Source organism: Pseudomonas frederiksbergensis (genome assembly GCF_001952935.1).
GTDB classification, from domain to species: Bacteria; Pseudomonadota; Gammaproteobacteria; order Pseudomonadales; family Pseudomonadaceae; genus Aquipseudomonas; species Aquipseudomonas frederiksbergensis.
In genome coordinates this window covers 489008-513188 of sequence record NZ_CP018319.1, presented here as the reverse complement: position 1 = coordinate 513188, position 24181 = coordinate 489008, and the positions used below count along the sequence as shown (strand labels likewise).

Here is a 24181-nt window from a genome sequence, read left to right as displayed (position 1 = left end):
AGTCCGATCATGCGCGATTGTTTGTGGGCTCTGTTGCTGTTCTGTGGGCTGGGAGCATCGGTGACGGCCGCCGATGAGCCAAAGCTTTTGCATGTGCTGGGACATTCCGCGGTGGAGGATTATCAGGTCCGGCTGGATGAAAAAGACTGGCAGTGGTTGCGCGGCAAACGAGTCTTGCGCCTTGGAGTATCGGGGCCGGACTACCCGCCGTTCGAGATCACGCGAAACGTTGATGAGCTGGAAGGCATCACCGCAGACTATGCCGCCCTGTTGGGGCAGTTGCTGCACGTCAAGATCGACGTGCTTCGTTATCGCACGCGCGAGGCGGCCATGGAGGCGCTCAAGCGCGATGGCCTGGACCTGCTCGGCACATCCAACAACTTTGAGGCGGCTGACCCCGAGCTGACCCGATCAGATGCCTATGCCGAAGATCAGCCGATGCTGGTGACCCGCCTGGACGACGGGATGCCCGTCGACCTTGCGGGCAAGCGCATTGCCATGGTCGATGACTATCTGCAAGCACAGACTGTCGAAGCTTACTATCCCGATGCGAGCTTGCAACGCTACCCCTCGGCACTCGACGCGATCGGGGCGGTGGCGTTCGGGCAGGATGATGTGTACCTCGGCGACTTCATCAGTGCTAATTACCTGATCAATAACAACTACCTCAGCAACGTACGCCTGGTGGGGCCTTCCGGCCTGGACGCCAATCCGTTCGGCTTTGCCTTCAGCCGAGGTAACCCACGTCTGAAGAGTATTGTCGATAAGGCTCTGGCGGCGATTCCCATGGATCAGCGCACGGCCATCGAGCAGCGCTGGAGTGCCGGCAGAGCCAACATGGCGGGTCAAGAGCGAGTCCGTTTGAGCGCCAGCGAGCAACGTTGGCTGGATCGACATCCGACCGTGCAAGTGGGGGTTATCGAGGACTTCGCACCGCTGACTTTTTACGATGCCCAAGGACAACTCAGCGGTTTGACTGCGCAATTGCTGACGCTGATCAGCCAGCGCAGCGGTTTGACCTTCGAGGTGCAGCGGGGTAACTCCCTCGATCAGCAGATCCAGCAACTCAAGGACGGCAAGATCGACGTGTTGCCGGTGGTCACGCCCGGTATCGAACGCGAAGCCGAACTGCGCTTCACTCGGTCCTACCTGAACAATCCGTTTGTACTGGTCAGTGCGACCACCCCGGGAAGCCCCAGGACCCTGGACGATATGGCCGGTAAACGCCTGGCGATTTATCGCGGTCATCCGTTGTTCGGGTTCATCCGCGCTCGGGCGCCCACTGCACGTCTGGTCGAAGTGGCGAGTCCGGCGCAGGGGATGGAGTGGGTAATCAAGGGCCAGGCCGACGGGGTCGTCAGCTCATTGATCGTGGCTCGGTATCTGGTCACCCGGCAATACCGCGAGCGTCTGCGGATCAGCAGCACCTTGGGTGATGAACCGGCGCGTATCGCTCTGGCCACCAGCCGTGGTGCGCTGGAGTTGCACTCGATTCTGAACAAGGCACTGCTGAGCATTTCGCCCCGGGAGATGGATGAGCTGTTAGCCCGCTGGAGCAATGACGTGGTGGTCGATGACAGCTACTGGCTGCGTCATCGCCAACGCATTCTCCAGGCGTTTGCCGCGGCAGGCGCTTTACTGTTGCTCGCCCTGGCCTGGATTGCCTGGCAGCGTCGGCAGATCACTCAACGCCAACAACTGCTCGGGCAATTGCAGGAGGCCAAGAACGCCGCCGACGACGCCAACCGCGCCAAAACCACCTTCCTGGCGACCATGAGTCATGAAATCCGCACACCGATGAATGCCCTGATCGGCATGCTCGAACTGGCGCTCAAGCGAGCGGAAGAGGGCGTCACTGATCGCTCCGCCATCGAAGTGGCGTCCACTGCCGCGCAGCAATTGCTGGCGTTGATCGGCGACATTCTGGACATCGCCCGCATCGAGTCCGGGCATTTGTCGCTGACCCCTGAGCGGGCCAATCTGCGCACACTGGTGGCGTCGGTGTGCCGGGTTTTCGAAGGCCTGGCACGGCAGAAGAACTTGCAGTGGCGGGTCGAATTGGCCGAGCAAAGCGATCGCGACGTGCTGGTTGACCCCACGCGCTTCAAGCAGGTGCTGTCCAACCTGCTGAGCAACGCGATCAAGTTCACCCGTGAAGGTGGGGTGAGTCTGGCACTGCGAGTGGAGCCCGGGATCTCGGGGCATCTGGCCGTCAGTGTGCGTATCGAGGACAGCGGCATCGGGGTCAGTGCGGTCGATCAGCAACGACTGTTCAGCCCGTTCGTGCAGGCCGGCAACAGCCAGCAATCAGGCCACAACGGCTCCGGTCTGGGACTGGTGATCAGCCGCACGCTGTGCGAAATGATGGGCGGTCGATTGCAGCTCGACAGCGTCCTCGGAGTGGGTACACAGGTTGACATCAGCGTTGATCTGATTGCGTTGCAACCGTTGACCCGCGGCGAGTGCGCCGATAGCGGATTGCAGGTGGCCACTCGGCTGCTGACGATTCTGGTGGTCGACGATTACCCGGCCAATCGATTGTTGCTCTCACGCCAGTTGAGTTACCTGGGGCATCAGGTGCTGGAGGCTGATGATGGCGAGCATGGTCTTGTGAAGTGGCGCGAGCATGAACTCGATTTGGTCATCACCGATTGCAACATGCCGGTGGTCAATGGCTATGAATTGGCCGGTGCGATACGCGATGAAGAGCGCGCTCATGGCTTGCCCCCCACGCTGATTTTGGGGTTTAGCGCCAATGCGCAGCCGGAGGAAAAGATCCGTTGCCTTGAAGCGGGCATGGACGATTGTCTGTTCAAACCGATCCGGCTGGCAGACTTGAGTGCCTGGCTGGCCTCCCGATTTGTCAGTGAACCGCTGGCACCGATTGAAGAGCAAGCAACATTCCCAATCGACTTGAGCGGCCTGGAGCTCTACGTCGGTGAAGACCGGACGCTGATCAATCAGCTGTTGCGCGAACTGGCCGAGACCAATCGCTACGATCGCGATGATCTGCTTACCGCGCACGTCATTGGCAATCGACACCGGCTGCAAGACCTGGCGCACCGCATCAAAGGGGGCGCGCGGATGGTTCGTGCAAAACGTCTGATCGAGTGCTGCGAACAGCTGGAACGTGCCTGCGCCGAAGGGCGCGCGGCGTTGATCGACGAAGCCGTCGATCAATTGCAACACGCCATGGCGCGCCTGGATCAGAGCCTCACACAAGACTGACGCTTAATCCCACCGGGGCGCGAGGCCTTTGGGGCTGGTCAGTCGATGGCCGCGATCCAGACCCGCGATCAGCGCCATGTCGGCGTCGCTCAAGGTCAGTGTGCGGGCGTGCAGGTTACTTTGCAGGTTGGCGCGTTTGGTCGACGAGGGAATCACCGCGTAACCCAGTTGCATGGCCCAGGCCAACGTGACGTGTGCCGGCGTCGCCTGCAGGCGATCGGCGATTTGCTGGATCACCGGGTCTTTCAGCACTTCGCCGTAAGCGAGGGTCATGTACGAGGTGATCGGGATGCCTTGGCTCTGCGCGAATTCGACGACCTTGCGGTTTTGCAGGTACGGGTGCAGTTCGATCTGGTTGGTCGCGATGTGTTCGGCACCGACCGCGGCGATCGCCTGTTTCATCAGGTCGACAGTGAAGTTGGACACGCCGATCTGCCGGGTCAGGCCCAGTTGTTTGGCTTCGAGCAGGGCGCCCATGAACTCATCGACTGGCACCTGGTTTTCCGGGGACGGCCAATGGATGAGGGTCAGGTCCAGGTAGTCGGTTTGCAGCTTTTGCAGGCTTTCCTTGAGGCTGTCGATCAGGCGATCCCCGGCGAAGTTAGCCACCCAGATCTTGCTGGTGATGAACAACTCGTCACGGGCGATGCCGCTGGCGGCAATGGCTTCGCCGACCTCGGCTTCGTTCTCGTAGATTTGTGCGGTATCGATGACCCGATAGCCCAGCTCCAGGCCAGTGCTCACCGAATCGATGACCACCTGGCCTTGCAAGCGAAACGTACCAAGGCCGAATGCGGGAATAGACATCAATGACTCCAGGGGTTGCAGTGGGAATGGGCAGGAGTATCCGCGCCCGCAGCCAGGGGAAAAACCGCTGGTGGGGCAAAGCAATGTTTACCGCAAGTCATGAATCGGGGCAGCCGGAGAATTGATGGTGTTTGGTCTGGCGCCTTCGCGAGCAAGCCCGCTCCCACATTTGATTTGCGTACACCACAAATCCCCTGTGGGAGCGGGCTTGCTCGCGAAGGCCGCGACTCGGTTCAAGGCCCTTACCCCCGTTTACGGGCTCCTAGGCAATATCACTGTGGCTGAATTCCTCACCCAGAAAGTCGATCAATGCGCGCACCGACGGCAGCAGCCCGCGGCGTGACGGGAAAATCGCGTGGACGATCCCGCACTTGGGGGCCCAGCCCGGCACCAGTTCCACCAATCGGCCCGCGGCAATGTCATCACGCACCACCACGCTGGGCAGGTGAGCGATGCCGATCCCGGCCAGGACCGCGTGACGCAGCGCCAACAGGTCATCGGTGACCATTCGTGGCGCATGCCGGATCACCGCGCTGGCGCCGTCCGCTGCAAACAATTCCCACTGATATTCACGCTGCGCCGCGCCCCAGTGCAGGCTCGGCAACCCGCTGAGGTCAGCCGGGGAGGCCGGTGATGACAGGCGCGGCACGAAAGCCGGACTGCCCACCAGGCATTGGGTGCTGTTGCCCAGCACCTTCATCACCATGTCGGTATTTTCCAGCGGCGGAAAGCGCACCCGCAGGGCGATGTCGAAACCTTCGTGGATCAAGTCGACCCGGCGGTTGGTGCTCTCGATGAACAATTCCACCAGCGGGTACTTGAGCATGTAGCGGGTCAGCATCGGCCCGACCCAGGAATTGAGCAGCGCGGTCGGGCAACTGAGGCGCACCAGGCCTTGGGGTTCGGAGCGGTTGCGTTCGATCAGTTCGGCAGCGCTTTCCGCTTCGACGCGCATCGCCAGGCAACGCTGGTAATAGGCCTGGCCGATTTCCGTCAGTGAACAATGCCGGCTGGTGCGGTGCAGCAGGCGTACGCCGAGGCGCTCTTCGAGCTCGGCTATGCGCCGGCTCAGCTTCGACTTGGGCATGTCCAGCGCCCGGCCGGCCGGGGCGAAACCGTGATGTTCCACCACTTGGGTGAAGTAGTAGAGGGTGTTGAGGTCTTCCACCATCGTTCTCCATATAGAACGCTAAGGCTGATTTTTGCAGTCTAGTGCATCAAAGGCGTCGGTTTTAAGCTTTGTCCATCGCGTCACTCACCAGATTCGGAGGCGGAATGAAAAACATCATCGGTATCTACACCAGCCCACGGACCCATTGGGTCGGCGACGGTTTTCCGGTTCGTACGCTGTTTTCCTACGACAACCTGGGCAAACACATCAGCCCGTTTTTGCTGCTCGATCACGCCGGTCCCGCTGAATTCACCCCGACCACCGAGCGTCGTGGCGTTGGCCAGCATCCACACCGCGGTTTCGAAACCGTGACTATCGTTTACAAGGGCGAGCTGGAACACCGCGACTCCACCGGCAGTGGCGGCAAGATCGGCCCAGGCGACGTGCAATGGATGACCGCAGCCTCCGGGATTCTCCACGAAGAGTTCCATTCCGAAGGTTTCGCCAAGAGCGGCGGCACCCTGGAAATGGTGCAGCTGTGGGTCAACCTGCCGGCCAAGGACAAAATGGCCGACGCCGGTTACCAGACGATTCTCGACGGCGACATCCCGAGCATCGCGCTCAAGGACCAGGCCGGCAGCCTGCGCTTGATCGCCGGTGAGTTCGACGGCCACACCGGCCCGGCGCGCACGTTTACCCCGATTGACGTCTGGGACCTGCGCCTCAACGGCGGCAAATTGCTGACCCTGGACCTGCACGAAGGCCGTAACACGGCACTGGTCGTATTGCGTGGGACGGTTCAGGTCAACGGTGTGGAACTGGTGCGCGAAGGGCAGTTGGCGTTGTTCGAACGCACTGGCCAGCAGCTCAGCCTCGAAGCCAATAACGATGCCGTCGTGTTGCTGCTCAGTGGCGAGCCGATTGACGAGCCAATCGTCGGTCACGGTCCGTTCGTGATGAACACCGAGCAAGAAATTCACCAGGCCTTCACCGACTTCCAGTCCGGTCGGTTCGGTCGGATGAGCGGTTGAACTCAACGTTGTAATGCTGTGGCGTGCCGGACAAGGGCGACTACCCTTGCTTGGCCGCGTTTTAACGAACTATCAGGTTTCTCTCACGCCGACCCGTTCGGCATCGATAAAAAGCGAGGATTACTCCCATGACTACTTCTTACAAACGTCTCGACAAGGATAACGCCGCCGTTCTGTTGGTCGATCACCAGGCGGGTCTGCTTTCTCTGGTGCGCGACATCGAGCCGGACCGTTTCAAGAACAACGTGTTGGCCCTGGCTGACCTGGCCAAGTACTTCAAGTTGCCGACCATTCTCACCACCAGTTTCGAAACCGGTCCCAACGGTCCGCTGGTGCCTGAGCTCAAAGCGCTGTTCCCGGACGCGCCATACATCGCCCGTCCTGGCCAGATCAATGCCTGGGACAACGAAGACTTCGTCAAGGCGATCAAGGCCACCGGCAAGAAACAACTGATCATCGCTGGCGTAGTGACCGAAGTGTGCGTGGCGTTCCCGGCGCTCTCGGCACTGGCTGAAGGCTTCGAGGTGTTCGTGGTGACTGACGCTTCCGGCACGTTCAACGAACTGACCCGTCAATCGGCCTGGGATCGCATGTCGGCCTCCGGCGCGCAGTTGATGACCTGGTTCGGCCTGGCCTGTGAACTGCATCGCGACTGGCGCAACGACGTGGAAGGCTTGGGCACCTTGTTCTCCAACCACATCCCGGACTATCGCAACCTGATGACCAGCTACAACACCCTGACCAACAGCAAATAACCCGATTGGGGCCATATACCAATCAAATGTGGGAGCGGGCTTGCTCGCGAAAGCGGTGTAACAGTCAACATAGTTGTTGAATGTTAGTCAGCCTTCGCGAGCAAGCCCGCTCCCACATTGTTTTGCATTGTTCTGAAGGCATCAAACACTCCTACACTGTGCCCAATCTGTGCGATCTTCGCGCCACTGGTCCTTGCTGGAGTTGCTTGATGCTGTCACTGCTTACCGATCACCCATTGATCTGTGCGATGGCTTTGGTCCTTATCGATCTGGGGCTGTGGCGCCTGCTCAGTGCCAATGGCAGCAACTGGAAACTGTTGGTGCGGCTGGTGATTTTTTCGTTGTTCAGTGTCCTGCTGTTCAACGAAGGCCTGAACCCCATGGAGCCGGCGCCCTGGGCCGACAACGTCCCGCTGCACCTGGCGGCGACCGGATTGCAGATCGGCTGGTGGTTGTTTGGTGCGCGCACCCTGACGGTACTGATCGGCGCGGGGATGATGCAACGGGTCGGGCACACGGGGCGCTTGCTCCAGGATTTGCTCGGCGCGGTGATTTTCCTGATCGCGATCATCGCGGCTCTGGCGTATGTCCTCGACCTGCCGGTCAAGGGCGTGCTGGCGACCTCCGGCGCGTTGGCGATCATTGTCGGCCTGGCCTTGCAAAGTACCCTCAGCGACGTGTTCTCCGGCATCGTCCTGAACACCACAAAACCCTATCAACTGGATGACTGGATCTCGATCGACGGCACCGAAGGTCGGGTCACCGATATCGACTGGCGCGCGACGCGCCTGCAAACCTCGCAAGGCAGCATGGCGGTAATCCCCAACTCCCTGGCGGCCAAGGCCAAGATCATCAATTTCAGCCGGCCCAGTGACATTTTTGGTGTGTCCATCAGCCTGCAACTGAGCCCGCACGCACGTCCGCAAACCGTCATCGAAGCACTGGAAAGGGCGATGGAGGGGTGTCGCTATCTGTTGAACAAACCGGCGCCATGTGTCGCGCTAAAAGGCTCCAGCGCCACTGGCGTGGAATACGAAATCAGTGGTTTCGTGGTCTCCATGGACCAGAAACGCATGGTCCGAAACCTGCTGTTCGACCTGGCATTCCGGCACTTGCAGGCCAGCGGTGTCAGCCTGTTGTCGAGCGTCGAACCCATTGCTCCTGCCAACCTGTCGCGGCCACGGGCATTGCTGGACGCGTCGAACATTTTCTCGACCCTGCGTCAGGAAGAGAAAGAAACCTTCAGCCAGAACATGACACTGCAAACCTTCCGCGCTGGCGAAATGATCCTGCCGGCGGGGGAGGTCAGCGATCATTTGTTCATCATCGAATCCGGCGTGGTGTCGGTGGAGCTGAGCCGTGGCGGGGTCAAGTTCGAGTCCGGGCGCATGGGCCCGGGTCAGGTGATCGGCGAAGGCGGGATCTTATCCGATACGGCGCTACCGGCGGACTTCAGCGCCAAGACGTTCTGCAGCTTGTACCGGATCGAAAAGGAATACCTCACACCGTGTCTGGATGCACGACACGACATCAGCGAAGCGATGAAGGCGTTACTGGATTTCCGCTTGAACAAGGCGCAGACGTTGACCCAGGAAGCGCCTAGGGTTGTGCAGAAGAAGGGGTTTTTGCAGTGGCTGCGCAATCGAGCGTAAGGGCTTGTAGGTCATGGGCGCGGATGCAATCGAGTGCGCCATCAGCCGGCGCCTGGCGAACAAGCTGTGCGCCGACCAAGGTACGGTCATCACGGTTCCAGTACTCGAACGGGGCATGTTGCCAAATCATACCAACGGGGCCGGCGATCAACAGCAAGGCCAGGTAAGCCAGGGTTTGTCGACGGGTCAGCGGTTTTTTGCGCGCCGACTGCCGCACTACGATCCGGGCGCGGCCATGGCCATGCATCTGGGCGAGCAAAAAGGCTTCGCGCGCCTGTTCCGGCATTTGCCACAACATGGATTCCAGGTGCCAACGCGATTCGGAAATCGGCGAAACAGCAGGTGACAAAGGCATTTCGGATGAGGACGACATGAGCAGGAGGTACTCGATTTCGGCGTCCCGGCCGCGTTATCAGGAATGAGTCGCATTCTATGGGTGTCGGCGGGGTGATGGCAATTACCCATCTAGATTATTTTCAAGCCAGCCCATTGGCATCCTCATCTTCCCAAGAATTGGCTATTTGCTGCATCTCAGTGCGGGATTAACGTAGCTCCACACTTCTTTGACTGGAGCCCACCATGCAACCGCGTATCGATTTCTACACCGCGTCCCCAGATGCACTCAAAGCCATGATCGCGCTGGAAACCGCTGTTTCGAAGCTGCCTCTGGAAAAATCCCTGATTGAACTGGTCAAGCTGCGCGCCTCCCAGATCAATGGCTGCGCCTTCTGTGTCGACATGCACACCGCCGATGCCCGCAAGGGTGGCGAAACCGAACGTCGGCTATACGCGGTGTCGGTCTGGCGTGAAACGCCGTTCTTCACACCCCGCGAACGTGCGGCGCTGGCCTGGACCGAATCGTTGACGCTGCTGAGCCAGACCCACGCACCGGATGAGGACTACGAACTGCTCTCCGTGCAGTTCACGCCCAAGGAAATGGTCGACCTGACCGTGGCGATTAGCACCATCAACAGCTGGAACCGTCTGGCGGTAGGTTTCCGTAAAATGCCTCAGGAGTGACTCCCGAGGCTCAATGCGCATCCGCACTCGGCGCGGCCGGTGGTTGCACCTTGCGCATCAAGGGCACCATCGCCGTGGCGATGATGAAACAGACCATGATCATCAGGAACGCATCGCCATAGGTTTGTGTCTGCGCTTCGCGATAGGTCAGCAGCCACAGTTGATGCAGGCTGGCGGTGACGCCCTCGTCACCGCTTTGGCCGAGGGCGGCGAAGTTGTTGCCGACCTGGGACAGCCACTGGTTCAGTGCTTCGTTGGTGCTGTTGAGGTTTTCCGCCAACCGGGTGAAGTGCAGGTTGGTGCGGTCATTGAGAATGGTCGCGCACGCGGCGATGCCGATGGCACCCCCCAGGTTTCGCATCAGGTTGAATAACCCCGAAGCATGTTTGAGCCGCGCCGGTGCCAGACCACCCAAGGTCAACGTCACCGCTGGCGGCACCGCCAATTGTTGGGCAATCCCGCGCAACGCTTGCGGCAGCATCAATTCCTTGGCCCCCCAGTCATGGGTGATCGGGCTGAAATCCCACATCGACAACGCGAACAACCCCAAGCCGATCATCATGACCCAGCGCAGATCGATGCGATTGGCCAGAAAGGCGTACAGCGGAATCGCCATGATCTGGAACACCCCGGTGGAGAAAACCGCCAGACCAATGTCCAGCGCGCCATAGCCACGCACCCGGCCAAGAAACAGCGGCGTCAGGTAAATGGTGGCGAACAGGCCGATCCCGGTGACGAACGAAAAGAAACAGCCAAGGGCAAAGTTACGGTCTTTCAGGGCGCGCAAATCGACGATCGGGTTGGCGACGTGCAAGGTTCGACCAATGAACGCCAGGCCGGCCAGTGCGCTGATCCATGCCGTGGTCAGAATCGTGCTGTCGCTGAACCAGTTCCAGCGCGGGCCTTCTTCGAGGGTGTATTCCAGGCAGCCGAGAAACAGCGCCATGAACACCATGCTCAAGTAGTCAGCCCCTTTAAGCAGCGACAATTCCGGCTGATCGATCTTCACCAGCATCGGCACCGCCACCGCGACGAAAATCCCCGGCACCAAATTGATGTAGAACAGCCAGTGCCAGGAGGAAACATCGGTAATCCAGCCACCGATGACCGGCCCCAGGGTCGGTGCCAACGACGCCACCGCGCCAATGGTCGCAGCCGCGATCACCCGTTGCTTGCCGGTGAAGAAAAAGAACGCGGTGGTGAACACCAGCGGGATCATCGAACCGCCGAGAAACCCTTGCAGGGCGCGGAAGGCGATCATGCTCTGAATGTTCCAGGCCGCGCCGCAGAGCAGGCTGGCCAGGGTGAAACCCACCGCAGAAGCGCAGAACAGCCAGCGTGTCGAGAACACTCGGGACAGCCAGCCGGACAGCGGGATCACGATGATTTCAGCAATCAGGTAACTGGTTTGCACCCACGCCGTTTCGTCGGTTCCCGCCGAGAGCCCGCCGCCGATGTCGCGCAGCGAGGCCGAGACGATCTGGATGTCCAGCAGCGCAATGAACATGCCGATGCACATCGTGGCGAAGGCGAAAACCTTGGTCGCCGTTGCCATGTCGGCGGCATTGAACGGTTGCGCGGGGGCGGCGAGAGTGCGGCTCATGGCGCACTGGCCACGGCTGGCGTTTCGGCTTCCTTGCGAGTGTCCACTTCAGCGGTGACCGACAGGCCCGGACGCAGATGGCCGAGCACGCCATCGGCCGGATCAAGCGCGATGCGCACCGGCACCCGCTGGACGATTTTGGTGAAGTTGCCGGTGGCGTTTTCTGGCGGCAGCACGCTGAACTGCGAACCACTGGCCGGCGCAAGGCTGTCCAGATGACCGTGGAATTCCTGCCCCGAGAGCACGTCGGCATGAATGATCACCCGTTGCCCCGGTGTCATTCGCGATAGCTGATCTTCCTTGAAATTGGCATCGACCCACAGCCCGCTGGCCGGTACCACCGACAGCAGTTGCGAACCCGCCTGGGCATACGCGCCGACCCGCGCTCGGCGATTGCCGATCACGCCGTCCACCGGGGCCTTCAGTTCGGTGTAGCCCACATTCAACTGCGCCAGATCGCGTTCGGCACGGGCCTGCATCAGCGCCGCGCGAGCTTGTTGTTTCTGGGTTGCAATCACATTCAACTGACGTTGTGCGGCGAGCAACTCAGCCTGGGCCCGGGCGCTGAGGGCTTGGGCGGTCTTGAACGTGGCGTTGGCGCGTTGGGCGCTTTCCACCGAGACAGCGTTGCTGCCGATCAGTTTTTTATAGCGAGCATCGTCATCCCGGGAGCGGGTGGTTTCGGCGCCGGCGGCATCAATTCCGGCGCGGGCCTGGCCGATCACCGCGTGTTGCAATTGTTCGGTGGCATCGAGATTGGCGAGCAGCGCTTCTTCGGCGGCCACCGCACCTTCGGCCTTGGCCAGGTTGGCGCGGTAGTCGCGGGAGTCGAGACGAATCAGCACATCGCCGGCCTTGACCTTCTGGTTGTCGGTGACCAGCACCTCTTCGATGTAACCCGCTACCTTCGGCCCGATCACCGTCACGTCACCGCCGATGTAAGCATCGTCGGTTTCTTCGATGAAACGGCCAACGGTCCACCAATGAGTCGCATACAGCCCGGCGAACACCAGGGCAGCGATAACCGCAGCCAGCAAGATCAACCGTTTGAGCAGGGGAGGCTTGGGTGTGCTCACCGGGACAGCAAGGTCGGGTTCAAGGGTGGGCATGCTGGTCATAGCGATTACCTGTGGGATGTGGGGCTTTATTATGTATGTAATATGACGTAGGTAATATTTTGTGGCAATTGATTTTTGGTGCCGGTCGTCAGTTGCTAGCGGAGGAGGGCGAGCTGTGGACGCTCGAGAATCCAGCATGGAAATGACACAAACGGAAATCGGAGACGGTCATTTCGGAAACTTCCCACATCCAGCATTTGAGCTTCCCGGTAGGGTCAATGGCCCCGGCAATGTGCCGAGCCTCCCAAGGAAGAACGCACCATGACCAGAAAGGCCGTTATCGTTTTCAGCGGCGGACAAGATTCAACCACCTGCTTGATCCACGCATTGCCGCTGTACGATGAAATTCATTGCATTACGTTTGATTATGGCCAGCGCCATCGTGCAGAAATCGAAGTGGCGCAACAGCTTTCAAAGCAGCTTGGCGTGAAGGTGCACAAAGTATTGGACACTTCATTGCTAAACGAACTGGCTATCAGCAGCTTGACGCGCGATCACATTCCCATTGCAAGGAGTACAGGGGAGGGCGTGCCTGATACGTTCGTGCCGGGCAGGAATATTCTGTTTTTAACGTTGGCTTCTATTTACGCCTATCAAGTGGGTGCCGAAGCTGTCATCGCGGGTGTTTGTGAAACGGATTTCTCTGGCTATCCGGATTGTCGAGATGAGTTTGTGAAGGCTATGAATAAAGCTATTGAGTTGGGAATGGATTATAAATTGCGAGTTGAGACGCCGCTTATGTGGCTGAATAAAGCTGAGACCTGGGCTTTGGCTGATTATCATGAGAAGTTGGATCTGGTTCGTTGCCATACATTGACTTGCTATAACGGAATAATGGGGAGTGGGTGCGGCGACTGTGATGCGTGTGCTCTTCGTGCGAAAGGGTTGAGTGAGTTTTTGGAGAGTAGAACTGAGCATGTTCAAAGCCTAAAAACTAAATTAGAGCTATAGGAGGTAATGTGCAGGAGGGGAGTAGTGATTAGCAGCTAATTAATACTCCCCTAAACCTTATGCGGTTTTAGCTTCAGATGCGTATTTTTTAAATAATGATCTTGCCCCGTAGGCTGGCAGAATATTAAAAACAGCAAAACACATTTTTATAGCAATCTGTACATAGACCAGATGTAGTATTTCGCTGTTTTGCATGGTTCCATAAAACGCAATAAAGCAAAAAATGAAACTGTCGATTATCACTGCGAAGAATGTGCTGAAAAATACTCGTAGAAAAAGAAGCCTAGAGTTTGTAAGTTTTTTTATTTTGCATAGCAAATAAGAATTTACGTGCTCGGAAAAAAGAAAAGAAATGGAAGACGCCACTGATACGGATGAAACATGGCTGATGAGCTCACCATAGGAACTATCAAACTTCCAGCTAGGTAGTCCTGGAAGATAGCTAGTGGCATTTAACAGAACAAAAACAAACGCATTGCTTAAGAAGGCAAACAAAATAGCTTTTCTTGCCAGCCTGAATCCATAAAACTCGTTCAATAAGTCGACTATTAGAAATGTTAGTGGATACAGGAATACGCCAGGCGTGACAATAACGTCGAATTGTTCTAGGTAAAACAGTTTTGCCGTCGCAAAGTTTGTAAAGATGTACAGTGTAAAAAGTATCAGATTCAGAGCAACAAAAATAATCCACGCTCCTTCGTGACGATCATTTATTTCGTATGCGGTCAGTGCTGTCCCACGAGAATAGTATTTCCGATACACATTTTTAATTTCTCCTTTGTTTAAATTGTCCAGTATCTCGCTTTTTAACAGTGCGCTTAGCGTTATTTTGATAACTTTTCCAGTAGAGAGAATCATAATTATTGCTAGGTTTTTATCGTTTTCAAATCCTAATAATTTGTATTTGCTGTTCTCGATCTCATCCTTGTTAATCATTAAACCTTTCCTCAACGATTTCCCCTACTACACAGAAAACATCAGAGGCAAGAGCGCAATCATTGGCTATAAATAATTTTCTTGTGGTCTTGTTATATATTAATTTTTCTCTATCGCCATTCAAAAGTCCTTTGTTTATTATCAGCAGATCTCCAGGTTCATTGGCTCCACTGATTTCGCTCTCAAGAAGAACTCCGATTAAATTACACGCTGCGCCGAAATAGTACGTCAAAGGGTGAAGTGTCGCTAGCTCACCGATTCTTTTGTCCAGGTTCTGAATAAGCAAGCTTTCTTTTATTATGGGGACTGCTGCTGGGTTCATGTTTCCGTGAAGGGAAATACTACTTTCTATTATCTCTTTCTTCTCAAAATCAATGCTTTCTATTTCTTTGTAGGATACTCCGAAAAAATCAGAGATCTTGCGAATTGTGGTCTGTTGAACGTTTACAACCTTGCCCTCCAATATGTTATATATCGTGGTTCTGGTTAAGCCTATGGAGTTGCACAGTGATAGTTGTGTTTCTCCGCGGCTTTTTATCAAATACTTAATATTATTTTTCAAGTTTTCTGTTTTTTCTTTTCTGTGCATTGAAAAATCACCGTTTGTATATTGCTAGAGAAAACCTCCCAGGTACAGCTGAGTAACGATGGTGGTGTTGTTTCAGAGAGCCCTTCATCCTGAGTGCCTGAATTATGTGCAAAATAATGTCGCAAGCACGTGGGCAAACGTTAAATAATGTTTCATGACGGGGTGCGCGGGGAAATCAAGGAATTTTCTTACAGAAATCAGGAAGTAATAATGATTTTGTGTGTGGCACGGTTTTAAACGGCAGAACCGTCTATTTTTTTTTGCGGTCATCGACTTCAATAGGGATGTATGAATATTAACCACTTATAAACATTCTTTTGCACAGATGTTCAATTGTTTGATTAACAAGGTTAAATTTATTATTAATGTATTTACCTCTCAAATAACATGCGTACAGTAAGCAGCCTTGTCCCGGCTGGCAGTGTGGGACTTGCATTTTTAACTTTGCAAGGAGCTCTGTTATGAAAAAATTCGCCACCAAATCCGCAGAATCACCAAACGTTTCTCCCAACGACACCATCGATTCATCCCGTCCCGCCAAAGTCGCCGAACAACTCGTCAGCGTGCCCCTGCGCACTCACACACGTCCTGCATCTGCCAGCTATTTCTTCGCCGTCGTTCCGGATGTCGACACGGAAGCTCTGCTCTGTCACGCCTCTGAAACCCTTGCCTCCCTCAGTGTCATGGCCACCGATCTTGCCCGTGAGCTGGAAGGCCCTCGTCGCCATGTCATTGTGGGTATTCAGCAACTGTCCGCGCTGGGGAATTGCTGGTCAATCGAGCGCTGGACAACCTGGAGCCGCCCCGGGGATCGTCTGAAGGTCGTGCAACTGCCAGTGCTGAATAATCGTGTGCCTTTTCCCAATGGAGGTTTTTTGTCATGGATCGATACATGCCCGTTACCGGCGTCGACTGCAACGTCCCATCATTGCTGATCGACACTGAAGCACCCCTGGATGTGTTGCATGAAACGGCGGCCTACCGCATTCGTACCGCAACGCAACTGCTGGAGAGCTTTGCGTTTGGCGAGGGTGTCCACAGTGAGCTGGCGCGGGTGTTGGTGACTTCATTGCGCGATGGCTGTGATTTGCTGGATGTCGTTGGACGACGGTTGCAGGGGCAGGTTTCCGTGCAGGAGAACAGGTAGTGCCGATCAATTAAGCCGTAATCCGATCCGTAGCAGCAGGCTTTGCCAGCTGCTACGGTCGGTGCCGTTCCTTGACTGAGCGGCTCCGACGGCCGGTTCCTGCGGCGGGTTAATCCCGTTGCTTCCGGTTAATAGGAAGCATTACTATTCACGCCCCGTCTTCACAGCACATCGCAATGACCCCCAAGCTGCCCCGCAGACACGGCTTTTTCGAGCATTACGAAGAGTTGGTCGGGACCTGGACCCGTCGCCTGAGAAATCGTCAGCAGGCCGAGGACCTGGCCCACGACACCTTCGTGAGGGTGCTTGAGTCCGATTCGGCGGCGGTCGCACAACCTCGGGCGTATTTGCACCAGACCGCGCGCAACATCGCCGTGGATGGTTATCGGCGGGAGGATCGGCGGAGCGCCATGGAGTCGGAGGCGATCGATCACAGTGTGTCGTCGTCCGGCGACCCGGAGCATTTCATGCAGGCGATCCAGTTGGCTGACTCCATCGAACGGGCGCTCACCGAGTTGCCGGTCAACTGCCGCAAAGTGTTTGTCTGGCAGAAGATCGAAGGCCTGACCCAGGCCGAAATCGCCGAACGCCTGGGGCTGTCCAAGAACATGGTGGAAAAGTATATGATCCGCACGCTGCGGCATCTGCGCGACCGCCTTGACGGATTGCAGCCATGATCGGCGGTGCCTTTTCATCCCCAGCCAAACAGGAACTTCCATGATGGATACTCGTGATTGTGCGTGCGGGCAAACAGCGGTTCGCGACGATGCGGCGCGGTGGTTTGTGCGTTTGCAGGAACCTGCGATCAGTGTCGAAGAGTCTCGGCATTTCGAAGCCTGGCTGGACGAACACCCTCAGCATCGCGATGAATTCCAGTTGCTCCAGGGCTTGTGGTCGGCAGCGGATTTGCTGCCGGCGGCGCGTCTGCAAGCCTTGTGTGAAACCCCGCCGGTGCGCAGCAAGCGTCGTCCGCTGGTGCGTTATGCGGTGGCGGCCAGCGTGTTGGCCGTCGCGCTCGGCCTGGGGTTGTTCAGCGGTTTGAATCACCCGGCGATCTACACCGCCGAATTTTCCACGGCCCTCGGCGAGCGACGTCATGTGGCGTTGCCGGACGGTTCGGTGATCGACTTGAACAGCCGCAGCCGCGTTGAGGTGCGCTATGAAAACGACCGCCGCCGCATCGAGCTGACGCAGGGCGAAGCGATGTTCAGCGTCGAGCACGACACTCGCCGGCCCTTCGTGGTCGAGGCGGGCAGCGGCAAGGTCACGGTCACCGGCACCCGTTTTGATGTGCGCCGCGACACTGACCAAACCCGGGTCGTGGTGGAGCAGGGCACCGTCAAGGTTCAGGGGCACGCTGCGGCGGACAGCGATTTCATCAGCCTCACGGCCGGTCTTGGCACGCACATCGATGCCCAAGGCAAAGTGGCCGCTGCCTACGCGGTCAATCCTGCCGAGCTGACCGCCTGGCGCAGCGGCAAACTGGTGTTCAGCAACGCCAGGCTCAGCGACGTCGCCGAGGAAGTTTCGCGCTATCGAGAGAAGCCGCTCACCGTCGGCAACGACAAAGTGGGCAATCTGCGTCTGACCAGCGTGTTCAAATCCGACAACACCGACGCACTGCTCAAGGCCTTGCCGAGCATTCTGCCGGTGGCCGTGCGTACCCTCGATGACGGCAGTCAGGAAATAATTTCAAAATAAATTCAGGTTTTTTTTGAGTTGATCGTCTTCCTGTCCAACTGCAACTGGTTTGCATTAACAGGCGCACACTCTTGCGATCCACAGGACTACGTTCGACGTGAAAAAATCCACCGCTAAAAACAATAAATCACCTTGGTTACGCCTCGCTCTCGCCCTGGCTGTCACTGCGGCACTGCCCCAGGCTTTTGCCGCCGACGCGATCCGCATCCCGGCGCAACCTCTGGGTCAGGCCCTGAGTGAACTGGGTCAGCAAACTTCGCTGCAGGTGTTCTTCAGCCCTGAGCTGGTCGCCGGCAAACAGGCCCCGGCGGTGGACGGCAACCTTTCGCCAGAAGACGCGCTGCGTCAACTGCTGCACGGCAGCGGTCTGCAATACCAGATCGATGAAGGTTCGGTCACCTTGATGCCGGCGCCGACCTCCGCTGGCAACGGCCCTTTGGAGCTGGGCGTGACCGACATCAAGGTGGTCGGCAACTGGCTCGGTGACGCCGATGCCGCTGTGGTGCAGAACCACCCCGGCGCGCGTACGGTGATTCGCCGCGAGGCGATGGTCGAGCAGGGCGCGATGAACGTCGGCGACGTGCTGAAGCGCGTGCCCGGTGTGCAAGTGCAGGACGCCAACGGCACCGGCGGCAGCGACATCTCCCTGAACGTCGGCGTGCGTGGCCTGACTTCACGCCTGTCGCCACGTTCCACCGTGTTGATTGACGGCGTGCCGGCAGCGTTCGCCCCGTACGGCCAGCCGCAGTTGTCCATGGCGCCAATTTCCTCCGGCAACCTCGACAGCATCGACGTGGTTCGTGGCGCCGGGTCCGTGCGTTACGGGCCGCAGAACGTCGGTGGCGTGATCAACTTCGTCACTCGCGCGATTCCGGAGAAAGCCACTGGTGAAATCGGCTCGACCCTGGAAACTTCCCAGCACGGTGGCTGGAAGCACATCGACACGGCGTTTCTCGGCGGCACCGCGGACAACGGCATCGGCATGGCGCTGCTGTACTCGGGCGTGAACGGCAACGGTTACCGTGAACGCAACAACGGCAACGACATCGACGACGTGATCCTCAAGACCCACTGGGCACCCACCGATGTCGACGATTTCAGCCTCAACTTTCACTACTACGACGCCAGCGCCGACATGCCCGGCGGCCTGACCCAGGCGCAGTACGACGCCGATCCGTACCAGTCCGACCGCAACAACGACAACTTCAGCGGCCGCCGCAAGGACGTCTCGTTCAAGTGGGTACGGCAGATCGACGACCGCACCCAGGCCGAAGTGCTGACTTACTATTCCGACAGCTTCCGTGGCAGCAACATCGCCGCTCGCGATCAGAAAACCCTCGGCTCGTTCCCGCGTACTTACTACACCTTCGGGATTGAACCGCGGGTGTCCCGTGTGTTCGATGTCGGCCCGACCACCCAGGAAGTCAGTGTCGGTTATCGCTACCTCAAGGAAGGCATGCACGAAGAGGCGAGCCGCCTGGCGCTGGTCAACAACGAGCCGGTCGCGACCAGGAGCTCGGACGGCCATGTGTATCAGGACCGCACCGGCGGCACTGAAGCCAACTCGGTGTACGTCGATAACAAAATCGACGTCGGCAACTGGACCATCACCCCCGGCATCCGCTTTGAACACATCAGCACCGACTGGCACGACCGCCCGGTGCTCGACACCGCCGGCAGACCTGTGCCGGAAAAGAACCGCAGCATCGAAAGCAACGAGCCGCTGCCGGCCCTGAGCGTGATGTATCACGTGTCGGAAGAGTGGAAGCTGTTTGCCAACTACGAAACCTCGTTCGGCAGCCTGCAGTATTTCCAGCTCGGCCAGGGTGGCTCGGGTGACGAACCCGCCAATGGCCTGGAACCGGAAAAGGCCAAGACCTACGAGGTCGGCACGCGCTACAACAATGATGTGTGGGGCGGGGAAGTGACGCTGTTCTACATCGACTTCGATAAAGAGCTGCAATACATCAGCAACGATGCGGGCTGGACCAACCTCGGCGCGACCACGCACCAGGGGCTTGAAGCCTCGGTGCACTACGACATGACGGCGCTGGACCCACGGCTCGATGGACTGACCGCCAATGCCGGCTTCACCTACACGCGCGCCGTTTATGAAGGCGAGATCCCGGGCTTCAAGGGCCGTGACCTGCCGTTCTACTCGCGTCAGGTGGCGACGGCCGGCCTGCGTTACGACATCAACCGCTGGACCTACAACCTCGATGCCTTTGCCCAGTCCAAGCAGCGTTCGCCGGGCGTGGCGGTGAACGCTGATGGCAGTTTCAGCGGCAACTACATCACCGAAGGCACTGCGGACGGCCAGTACGGCGACATTCCGGGTTACGTCACCTGGAACGTACGCGGCGGTTATGACTTCGGCGCGACGCTTTCGAACCTGAAAGTCGGTGCCGGGGTGAAGAACATTTTCGACAAGCAGTACTTCACCCGTTCCAGCGACAACAACTCGGGGATGTACGTTGGCGCTCCGCGCACGTTCTTTGTGCAGGCTAGCGTCGGGTTCTGATAGACCCGGCTGCCCACACTTGATCCATGCCGAACACAAGTTTTGTGTTCATTGAAGATCCCCTGTGGGAGCGGGCTTGCTCGCGAAGGCGGCCGTCCAGTTGATAAAGACGTCGCCTGACACACCGCTTTCGCGAGCAAGCCCGCTCCCACATTTGATCCATGCCGTACACAAATTTTGTGTTCACAGAAGATCCCTGTGGGAGTGAGCCTGCTCGCGATGCTTTTAGACTTTCAACACCTTTCCGCCAATAGCCACCGCCACCAGCAACACCGCCATCAACCCGAAGGCAAAACTCAAACTGCTGCCATGGGCGATAAACCCGATCAACGCAGGCCCCGCAAGAATCCCCGCATAACCCAGTGTGGTAATGGCCGGTACGGCGACGCTTTGGGGCATCACCGTCTGTTTGCCCACGGCGGTGTACAGCACCGGCACAATGTTCGAACAACCCGCCCCCAACATTGCATAACCCACCAGCGCCGCTTCCCAGCTCGGGGCGAAGGTCGCTACAAACAGACCCGCTGCGGCCGTCAACCCACCGAACACAATCACCCGCGTGGCGCCGAGGCGACGCACGATCGAATCACCGGTCAACCGTCCGACGGTCATGGTCAGCGCAAACGCCGCGTAACCCAGTCCCGCATAAGCGGTGTCGATCCCGCGTTCCTGCGCCAGGAACACTGCGCTCCAGTCGAGCGCCGCGCCTTCGGCGAGGAACACGATGAAACACATCCCGCCGATGAACAGCACGATGCCATGGGGAACGGCAAACGCCGGCCCCGAACTTTCGCTGCCGTAAGGCAAGAGGTGCGGCGCGGCCTTGGCCAAGGCGATCAGCAGCATCACGATCACTACCAGCGTTGCTCCCAGCGGTGAAACCCCGAAGCCGAGCAGGGCGCTGACGCCCGCCGCACCGACAATCCCGCCGAGGCTGAACAGCCCATGGAAGCCCGACATCATGGTCTTGCCGCTGGCCCGCTCGACGATCACCGCTTGCAGGTTCACCGTCGAATCCACCGTGCCAAGGCCCGCGCCGAACATGAACAACGCAGCAATCAACGCTGGAATCGACGTCACCGTCGCCAGCAGCGGCAGGGCCGCGCAGATCAGCAATACCCCGGCGCTCACCACCCGTCGACAACCGAAACGCGTGGCCAAAAGCCCCGCCAACGGCATCGCCAGAATCGACCCCACCCCCAGGCACAACAGCAGCAAACCGAGCGTCCCTTCATCCAGCCCGGCCCGAGCCTTGGCATAAGGCACCAGCGGTGCCCACGCAGCGATGCCGAAACCGGCGATGAAAAAGGCGATGCGCGTGGACATCTGCTCCAGGCGTCCGGGAACAAATGCGGTTTGGGTGTTGAGGTTGGTCATATCAATCCTTGGCAAAAGCGTCGCGTACCCAAGGGACAGTGATCGACCTGTAAGGGTTCGATATCCAGTCCGCGGGATTGGCAGTCAGGCAGGGCGCCATCGTTGCACAGCGTGACCCTCTGCCGCGAGCGCAAGTGCCGTCAATGTCCGGTTGGAGGCGATATGGACCATCCCCCTCAGGCTTTATTCGATGAAGGGAAAGATTGACGGTTGAAATAGCGTTGATGCATTTTTCAGGCACTTTCTGGCTGACTTCAGGACCGAACCATGACGCCGTTCTACGATGCTCGAGGCAATATCTATGCGGTTGTGGCGCCCGACGCCGTGCGCCGGGCAGGTATGGATTTACCCGCGCAGGCCAGTCGCGCTGCGCAAACCCGCGCGGCATGGGCGGTTTCGGCTATCGAGGCTTTTTGTGGCTGGGCACCCGGTACACAACCGCCGGGTAGCAAGGATCATCGTTGCGATGGCTTGCTGATCGGGCCGTTTCAAGACTTGCCACCGTTTGACCTGCTGATCGTCAACACCGACGGCACCCTGGCCGAGCGCAGTGGCAACGGGCTGACGATTTTCTCTCAGGCCCTGAGTGAGCAAGGGCGGCTGCCGGGGGATGAGGTTTGTTTGCTCAGGGTTCATCACGACAAGGCTGATGCGGTTTCGCCAGTGGGTACTTCGGTGAAACCGGCCGAGGTCGAGGGTGTGAAAGGGTTCTGGCTGGATTTGGGCAAACCCTCGTTCGGGCCTGACGCGGTGGGGGCAAAAGGGGTTGATGACGTGCTGTTGAACGATCGCGATGTCAGCCATGTGCAGGCGTTGTCGGCGCTTGATTTCTCCTGGTCGCGCAGCCAGTTCGTGCGTATCGGCAATCCGCATTGCGTGACGCTTTTAGAGAGCGCCGATGCATTACCGAGCAATGAGCAAATGCGCGAACCGGAGTTGTCCGAAGAGCTGACGCGTATCGCTTACGCCATGCCGGCCGGGGCAGGGGAGCCGTGTGCTGCTGGCGTCAACCTGCAATGGGCGATGCTTGAATCTGAAGGATGAGTCGTCGCGCGGGTATTCGAGCGCGGAGAGGGGCCGACAGCGTCGTCGGGTACCAGCGCCAGTGCGGTGGCTTGCGCGGCGTGGCGGGTGGGGTGGGTCAGTGCCGGGGAGGTGAAGGTGGTCATGCCTGGCGGTACGGCGCCGATTCTTCTGGAGGAAGAGCAGGGTGAGTTGAGTCGGGTCAGGTTGTTCGGCACGGCGCGGTTGATGGATTGAATTCAAGATTGCCTTCGCGAGCAGGCTCGCTCCCACAGGGGATTTGTGAACGACACAGATCAAATGTGGGAGCGAGCCTGCTCGCGATGAGGCAAGCCCAGCCAACGCAAATCTCAGCCCTGATCGCCGAAGAACTCGACCACCGGCATCTGCCGCTTCATCAACACCTTGCCATCGCGCACCGAATACAGCGGCAGGCCCTGGCTGCGGATCACTTCGTAATCGCTGTCCGCCGATAGAATCAGCAAATTCGCTGGCCGCCCGCGTTCCAGTCCATAACGCTCACCCAGGTTCATGGCTTTGGCACTGTTGTCGGTGACCAGGTCCAGCGCGCTTTGCAGGTTGCGGTAACCGAGCATGTGGCAGATGTGCAGGCCGGCTTCGAGCACCCGCAAGATATTGCCGTTGCCCAGCGGATACCACGGATCGACGATCGAATCCTGGCCGAAACACACGTTCATGCCCGCTTCCAGCAACTCATTCACTCGGGTCACGCCACGGCGTTTCGGGAAGTTGTCGAAGCGCCCTTGCAGGTGAATGCTTTCGGTGGGGCAGGAGACAAAACTGATCCCTGAATGCCCGAGCAGGCGAAACAGTTTGGCGCAGTAAGCGTTGTCGTAAGAGCCCATGGCCGTGGTGTGGCTGGCGGTGACCCGCGAGCCCATGTCGCGGCTGCGGGCTTCTTCAGCCAGCACCTCAAGAAAGCGCGAGTGTGGGTCGTCGGTTTCATCGCAATGCACGTCCACCAGGCAACCGGTGCGCTCAGCCAGGTCCATCAGGAATTTCACTGAGCTCACGCCTTGATCGCGGGTGTACTCGAAATGTGGAATGCCGCCGACCACATCGGCGCCCATGCGGATCGCTTCTTCCATCAGGTCCCGACCGTTGCGGTATGACTCGATGCCTTCCTGCGGGAACGCAACGATCTGCATGTCGATCAGGTGACGGCTTTCCTCGCGCACTTCGAGCATCGCCTTGAGCGCGGTGAGCTGCGGGTCGGTGACGTCGACGTGGGTGCGCACGTGCTGGATGCCGTGGGCAGCGAGGGTCTGGATGGTTTTCTTCGCGCGGGTTTTGGTGTCCTCTTCGGTGATGGTCACCTTGCGCTCGCCCCAGCACTCGATGCCTTCGAACAGCGTGCCGCTCATGTTCCAGCGCGGTTCGCCGGCGGTGAGCGTGGCGTCGAGGTGGATGTGTGGCTCGACGAAGGGTGGCACCACCAGGTTGCCGCCGGCGTCCAGATCATCGGGCCCCAGGGTCGGGGCTTCGGTCTGTCGGGCGATGTTGCTGATCAGGCCGTTTTCCAGGTGCAACTCATGCAGGCCATCTTGGTTGCGCAGGCGGGCGTTGATGATGTGCATCAGGTGAATCCTT

At 58.4% G+C, this 24181-nt stretch carries 20 protein-coding genes and 1 pseudogene; 12 read left to right on the top strand and 9 right to left on the bottom strand.

Translation table 11 applies throughout. The features are described 5' to 3' along the window. The first annotated feature begins 9 nt into the window (after positions 1–9). Positions 10–3228, top strand: coding sequence for a transporter substrate-binding domain-containing protein (locus PFAS1_RS02590; RefSeq protein WP_076028091.1), 3219 nt, complete (start codon positions 10–12; stop codon positions 3226–3228). A 3-nt stretch (positions 3229–3231) separates the two neighbouring features. Here the strand turns inward: PFAS1_RS02590 and dkgB are convergent, their stop codons facing one another. Together dkgB and PFAS1_RS02580 are read right to left on the bottom strand one after the other, a co-directional pair. Continuing rightward, positions 3232–4035: a 2,5-didehydrogluconate reductase DkgB gene (gene dkgB / locus PFAS1_RS02585; protein WP_076028090.1), complete on the bottom strand. Its 804-nt coding sequence runs from the start codon at positions 4033–4035 to the stop codon at positions 3232–3234. A 262-nt stretch (positions 4036–4297) separates the two neighbouring features. Further along, on the bottom strand, positions 4298–5206 hold the full coding sequence (locus PFAS1_RS02580; protein WP_076028089.1) for a LysR substrate-binding domain-containing protein: 909 nt from the start codon (positions 5204–5206) through the stop codon (positions 4298–4300). A gap of 104 nt (positions 5207–5310) precedes the next feature. Here PFAS1_RS02580 and PFAS1_RS02575 point away from each other — a divergent pair, with 104 nt between their 5' ends. The 3 genes from PFAS1_RS02575 to PFAS1_RS02565 all read left to right on the top strand — a co-directional run bounded on the left by PFAS1_RS02575 (position 5311) and on the right by PFAS1_RS02565 (position 8584). Continuing rightward, a complete protein-coding gene (locus PFAS1_RS02575; RefSeq protein WP_076028088.1) occupies positions 5311–6177 on the top strand; it encodes a pirin family protein in 867 nt (288 codons plus the stop codon). Positions 6178–6305: 128 nt separating this feature from the next. Next, the gene (gene ycaC, locus PFAS1_RS02570; RefSeq protein WP_076028087.1) at positions 6306–6932 is read left to right on the top strand and encodes an isochorismate family cysteine hydrolase YcaC; all 627 of its coding nucleotides are present in this window, start codon (positions 6306–6308) and stop codon (positions 6930–6932) included. 209 nt (positions 6933–7141) lie between these two features. Next, a complete protein-coding gene (locus PFAS1_RS02565; protein WP_076028086.1) occupies positions 7142–8584 on the top strand; it encodes a mechanosensitive ion channel family protein in 1443 nt (480 codons plus the stop codon). On the opposite strand, the gene PFAS1_RS29395 is transcribed toward PFAS1_RS02565, so the two are convergent. Then, a complete protein-coding gene (locus tag PFAS1_RS29395) occupies positions 8532–8957 on the bottom strand; it encodes a hypothetical protein (protein WP_156886693.1) in 426 nt (141 codons plus the stop codon). The two genes, PFAS1_RS02565 and PFAS1_RS29395, sit on opposite strands and share 53 nt — an antisense overlap. Positions 8958–9163: 206 nt before the next feature. On the opposite strand from PFAS1_RS29395, the gene PFAS1_RS02555 reads away from it, so the two are divergent. Beyond that, positions 9164–9604, top strand: coding sequence for a carboxymuconolactone decarboxylase family protein (locus PFAS1_RS02555; protein ID WP_076028084.1), 441 nt, complete (start codon positions 9164–9166; stop codon positions 9602–9604). A 10-nt stretch (positions 9605–9614) separates the two neighbouring features. Here the strand turns inward: PFAS1_RS02555 and PFAS1_RS02550 are convergent, their stop codons facing one another. Both PFAS1_RS02550 and PFAS1_RS02545 read right to left on the bottom strand, forming a co-directional pair. Continuing rightward, positions 9615–11207 (bottom strand): DHA2 family efflux MFS transporter permease subunit, encoded by a 1593-nt coding sequence (locus tag PFAS1_RS02550; protein WP_076028083.1) that lies wholly within the window; start codon positions 11205–11207, stop codon positions 9615–9617. Further along, positions 11204–12325 carry an HlyD family secretion protein gene (locus tag PFAS1_RS02545; protein ID WP_076028082.1) on the bottom strand — a complete coding sequence of 374 codons (1122 nt, stop codon included), beginning with the start codon at positions 12323–12325 and terminating at the stop codon, positions 11204–11206. Before PFAS1_RS02545 ends, PFAS1_RS02550 begins: the two co-directional genes overlap by 4 nt. Before the next feature lie 261 nt (positions 12326–12586). Between PFAS1_RS02545 and queC the strand changes: the two genes are divergently transcribed. After that, a complete protein-coding gene (gene queC, locus PFAS1_RS02540) occupies positions 12587–13276 on the top strand; it encodes a 7-cyano-7-deazaguanine synthase QueC (protein ID WP_076028081.1) in 690 nt (229 codons plus the stop codon). 57 nt (positions 13277–13333) lie between these two features. Here queC and PFAS1_RS02535 read toward each other — a convergent pair whose 3' ends face one another. Next, complete coding sequence (locus tag PFAS1_RS02535; protein WP_076028080.1) at positions 13334–14212, bottom strand: queuosine precursor transporter; 879 nt, start codon at positions 14210–14212, stop codon at positions 13334–13336. Continuing rightward, positions 14205–14801 (bottom strand): helix-turn-helix transcriptional regulator, encoded by a 597-nt coding sequence (locus PFAS1_RS02530; protein ID WP_076028079.1) that lies wholly within the window; start codon positions 14799–14801, stop codon positions 14205–14207. Before PFAS1_RS02530 ends, PFAS1_RS02535 begins: the two co-directional genes overlap by 8 nt. A 461-nt stretch (positions 14802–15262) precedes the next feature. Here PFAS1_RS02530 and PFAS1_RS02525 point away from each other — a divergent pair, with 461 nt between their 5' ends. From PFAS1_RS02525 to PFAS1_RS02505, 5 genes are all read left to right on the top strand, one after another. Further along, positions 15263–15736 (top strand): DUF6124 family protein, encoded by a 474-nt coding sequence (locus tag PFAS1_RS02525; RefSeq protein ID WP_335720575.1) that lies wholly within the window; start codon positions 15263–15265, stop codon positions 15734–15736. Continuing rightward, on the top strand, positions 15682–15948 hold the full coding sequence (locus PFAS1_RS02520) for a hypothetical protein (RefSeq protein ID WP_074878600.1): 267 nt from the start codon (positions 15682–15684) through the stop codon (positions 15946–15948). Before PFAS1_RS02525 ends, PFAS1_RS02520 begins: the two co-directional genes overlap by 55 nt. Positions 15949–16124: 176 nt before the next feature. Beyond that, entirely contained in the window at positions 16125–16625 is a 501-nt protein-coding gene (locus PFAS1_RS02515) for a sigma-70 family RNA polymerase sigma factor (protein ID WP_076028078.1), read from the top strand. 40 nt (positions 16626–16665) lie between these two features. Next, entirely contained in the window at positions 16666–17649 is a 984-nt protein-coding gene (locus PFAS1_RS02510; protein ID WP_076028077.1) for a FecR family protein, read from the top strand. Between the two features lie 97 nt (positions 17650–17746). Beyond that, the gene (locus tag PFAS1_RS02505; RefSeq protein WP_076028076.1) at positions 17747–20170 is read left to right on the top strand and encodes a TonB-dependent siderophore receptor; all 2424 of its coding nucleotides are present in this window, start codon (positions 17747–17749) and stop codon (positions 20168–20170) included. A 225-nt stretch (positions 20171–20395) separates the two neighbouring features. Here the strand turns inward: PFAS1_RS02505 and PFAS1_RS02500 are convergent, their stop codons facing one another. Continuing rightward, positions 20396–21547 carry an MFS transporter gene (locus PFAS1_RS02500; protein ID WP_076028075.1) on the bottom strand — a complete coding sequence of 384 codons (1152 nt, stop codon included), beginning with the start codon at positions 21545–21547 and terminating at the stop codon, positions 20396–20398. 267 nt (positions 21548–21814) lie between these two features. Here PFAS1_RS02500 and PFAS1_RS02495 point away from each other — a divergent pair. Beyond that, positions 21815–22807: pseudogene (locus PFAS1_RS02495) on the top strand (diaminopimelate epimerase). Between the two features lie 113 nt (positions 22808–22920). On the opposite strand, the gene codA reads toward PFAS1_RS02495, so the two are convergent. Beyond that, positions 22921–24168 (bottom strand): cytosine deaminase, encoded by a 1248-nt coding sequence (gene codA / locus PFAS1_RS02490; protein ID WP_076028074.1) that lies wholly within the window; start codon positions 24166–24168, stop codon positions 22921–22923. Positions 24169–24181 lie beyond the last annotated feature (13 nt).

Coding starts and splice junctions, on each gene's coding strand:
- ycaC (WP_076028087.1), top strand. CDS start 6,306: ATGACTACTTCTTACAAACGTCTCGACAAGGATAACGCCGCCGTTCTG.
- PFAS1_RS02590 (WP_076028091.1), top strand. CDS start 10: ATGCGCGATTGTTTGTGGGCTCTGTTGCTGTTCTGTGGGCTGGGAGCA.
- PFAS1_RS02525 (WP_335720575.1), top strand. CDS start 15,263: ATGAAAAAATTCGCCACCAAATCCGCAGAATCACCAAACGTTTCTCCC.
- queC (WP_076028081.1), top strand. CDS start 12,587: ATGACCAGAAAGGCCGTTATCGTTTTCAGCGGCGGACAAGATTCAACC.
- PFAS1_RS02530 (WP_076028079.1), bottom strand. CDS start 14,801: ATGCACAGAAAAGAAAAAACAGAAAACTTGAAAAATAATATTAAGTAT.
- PFAS1_RS02515 (WP_076028078.1), top strand. CDS start 16,125: ATGACCCCCAAGCTGCCCCGCAGACACGGCTTTTTCGAGCATTACGAA.
- codA (WP_076028074.1), bottom strand. CDS start 24,168: ATGCACATCATCAACGCCCGCCTGCGCAACCAAGATGGCCTGCATGAG.
- PFAS1_RS02580 (WP_076028089.1), bottom strand. CDS start 5,206: ATGGTGGAAGACCTCAACACCCTCTACTACTTCACCCAAGTGGTGGAA.
- PFAS1_RS02550 (WP_076028083.1), bottom strand. CDS start 11,207: ATGAGCCGCACTCTCGCCGCCCCCGCGCAACCGTTCAATGCCGCCGAC.
- PFAS1_RS02510 (WP_076028077.1), top strand. CDS start 16,666: ATGATGGATACTCGTGATTGTGCGTGCGGGCAAACAGCGGTTCGCGAC.
- PFAS1_RS02500 (WP_076028075.1), bottom strand. CDS start 21,547: ATGACCAACCTCAACACCCAAACCGCATTTGTTCCCGGACGCCTGGAG.
- PFAS1_RS02575 (WP_076028088.1), top strand. CDS start 5,311: ATGAAAAACATCATCGGTATCTACACCAGCCCACGGACCCATTGGGTC.
- PFAS1_RS02565 (WP_076028086.1), top strand. CDS start 7,142: ATGCTGTCACTGCTTACCGATCACCCATTGATCTGTGCGATGGCTTTG.
- PFAS1_RS29395 (WP_156886693.1), bottom strand. CDS start 8,957: ATGTCGTCCTCATCCGAAATGCCTTTGTCACCTGCTGTTTCGCCGATT.
- PFAS1_RS02520 (WP_074878600.1), top strand. CDS start 15,682: ATGGATCGATACATGCCCGTTACCGGCGTCGACTGCAACGTCCCATCA.
- PFAS1_RS02535 (WP_076028080.1), bottom strand. CDS start 14,212: ATGATTAACAAGGATGAGATCGAGAACAGCAAATACAAATTATTAGGA.
- PFAS1_RS02555 (WP_076028084.1), top strand. CDS start 9,164: ATGCAACCGCGTATCGATTTCTACACCGCGTCCCCAGATGCACTCAAA.
- PFAS1_RS02545 (WP_076028082.1), bottom strand. CDS start 12,325: ATGACCAGCATGCCCACCCTTGAACCCGACCTTGCTGTCCCGGTGAGC.
- dkgB (WP_076028090.1), bottom strand. CDS start 4,035: ATGTCTATTCCCGCATTCGGCCTTGGTACGTTTCGCTTGCAAGGCCAG.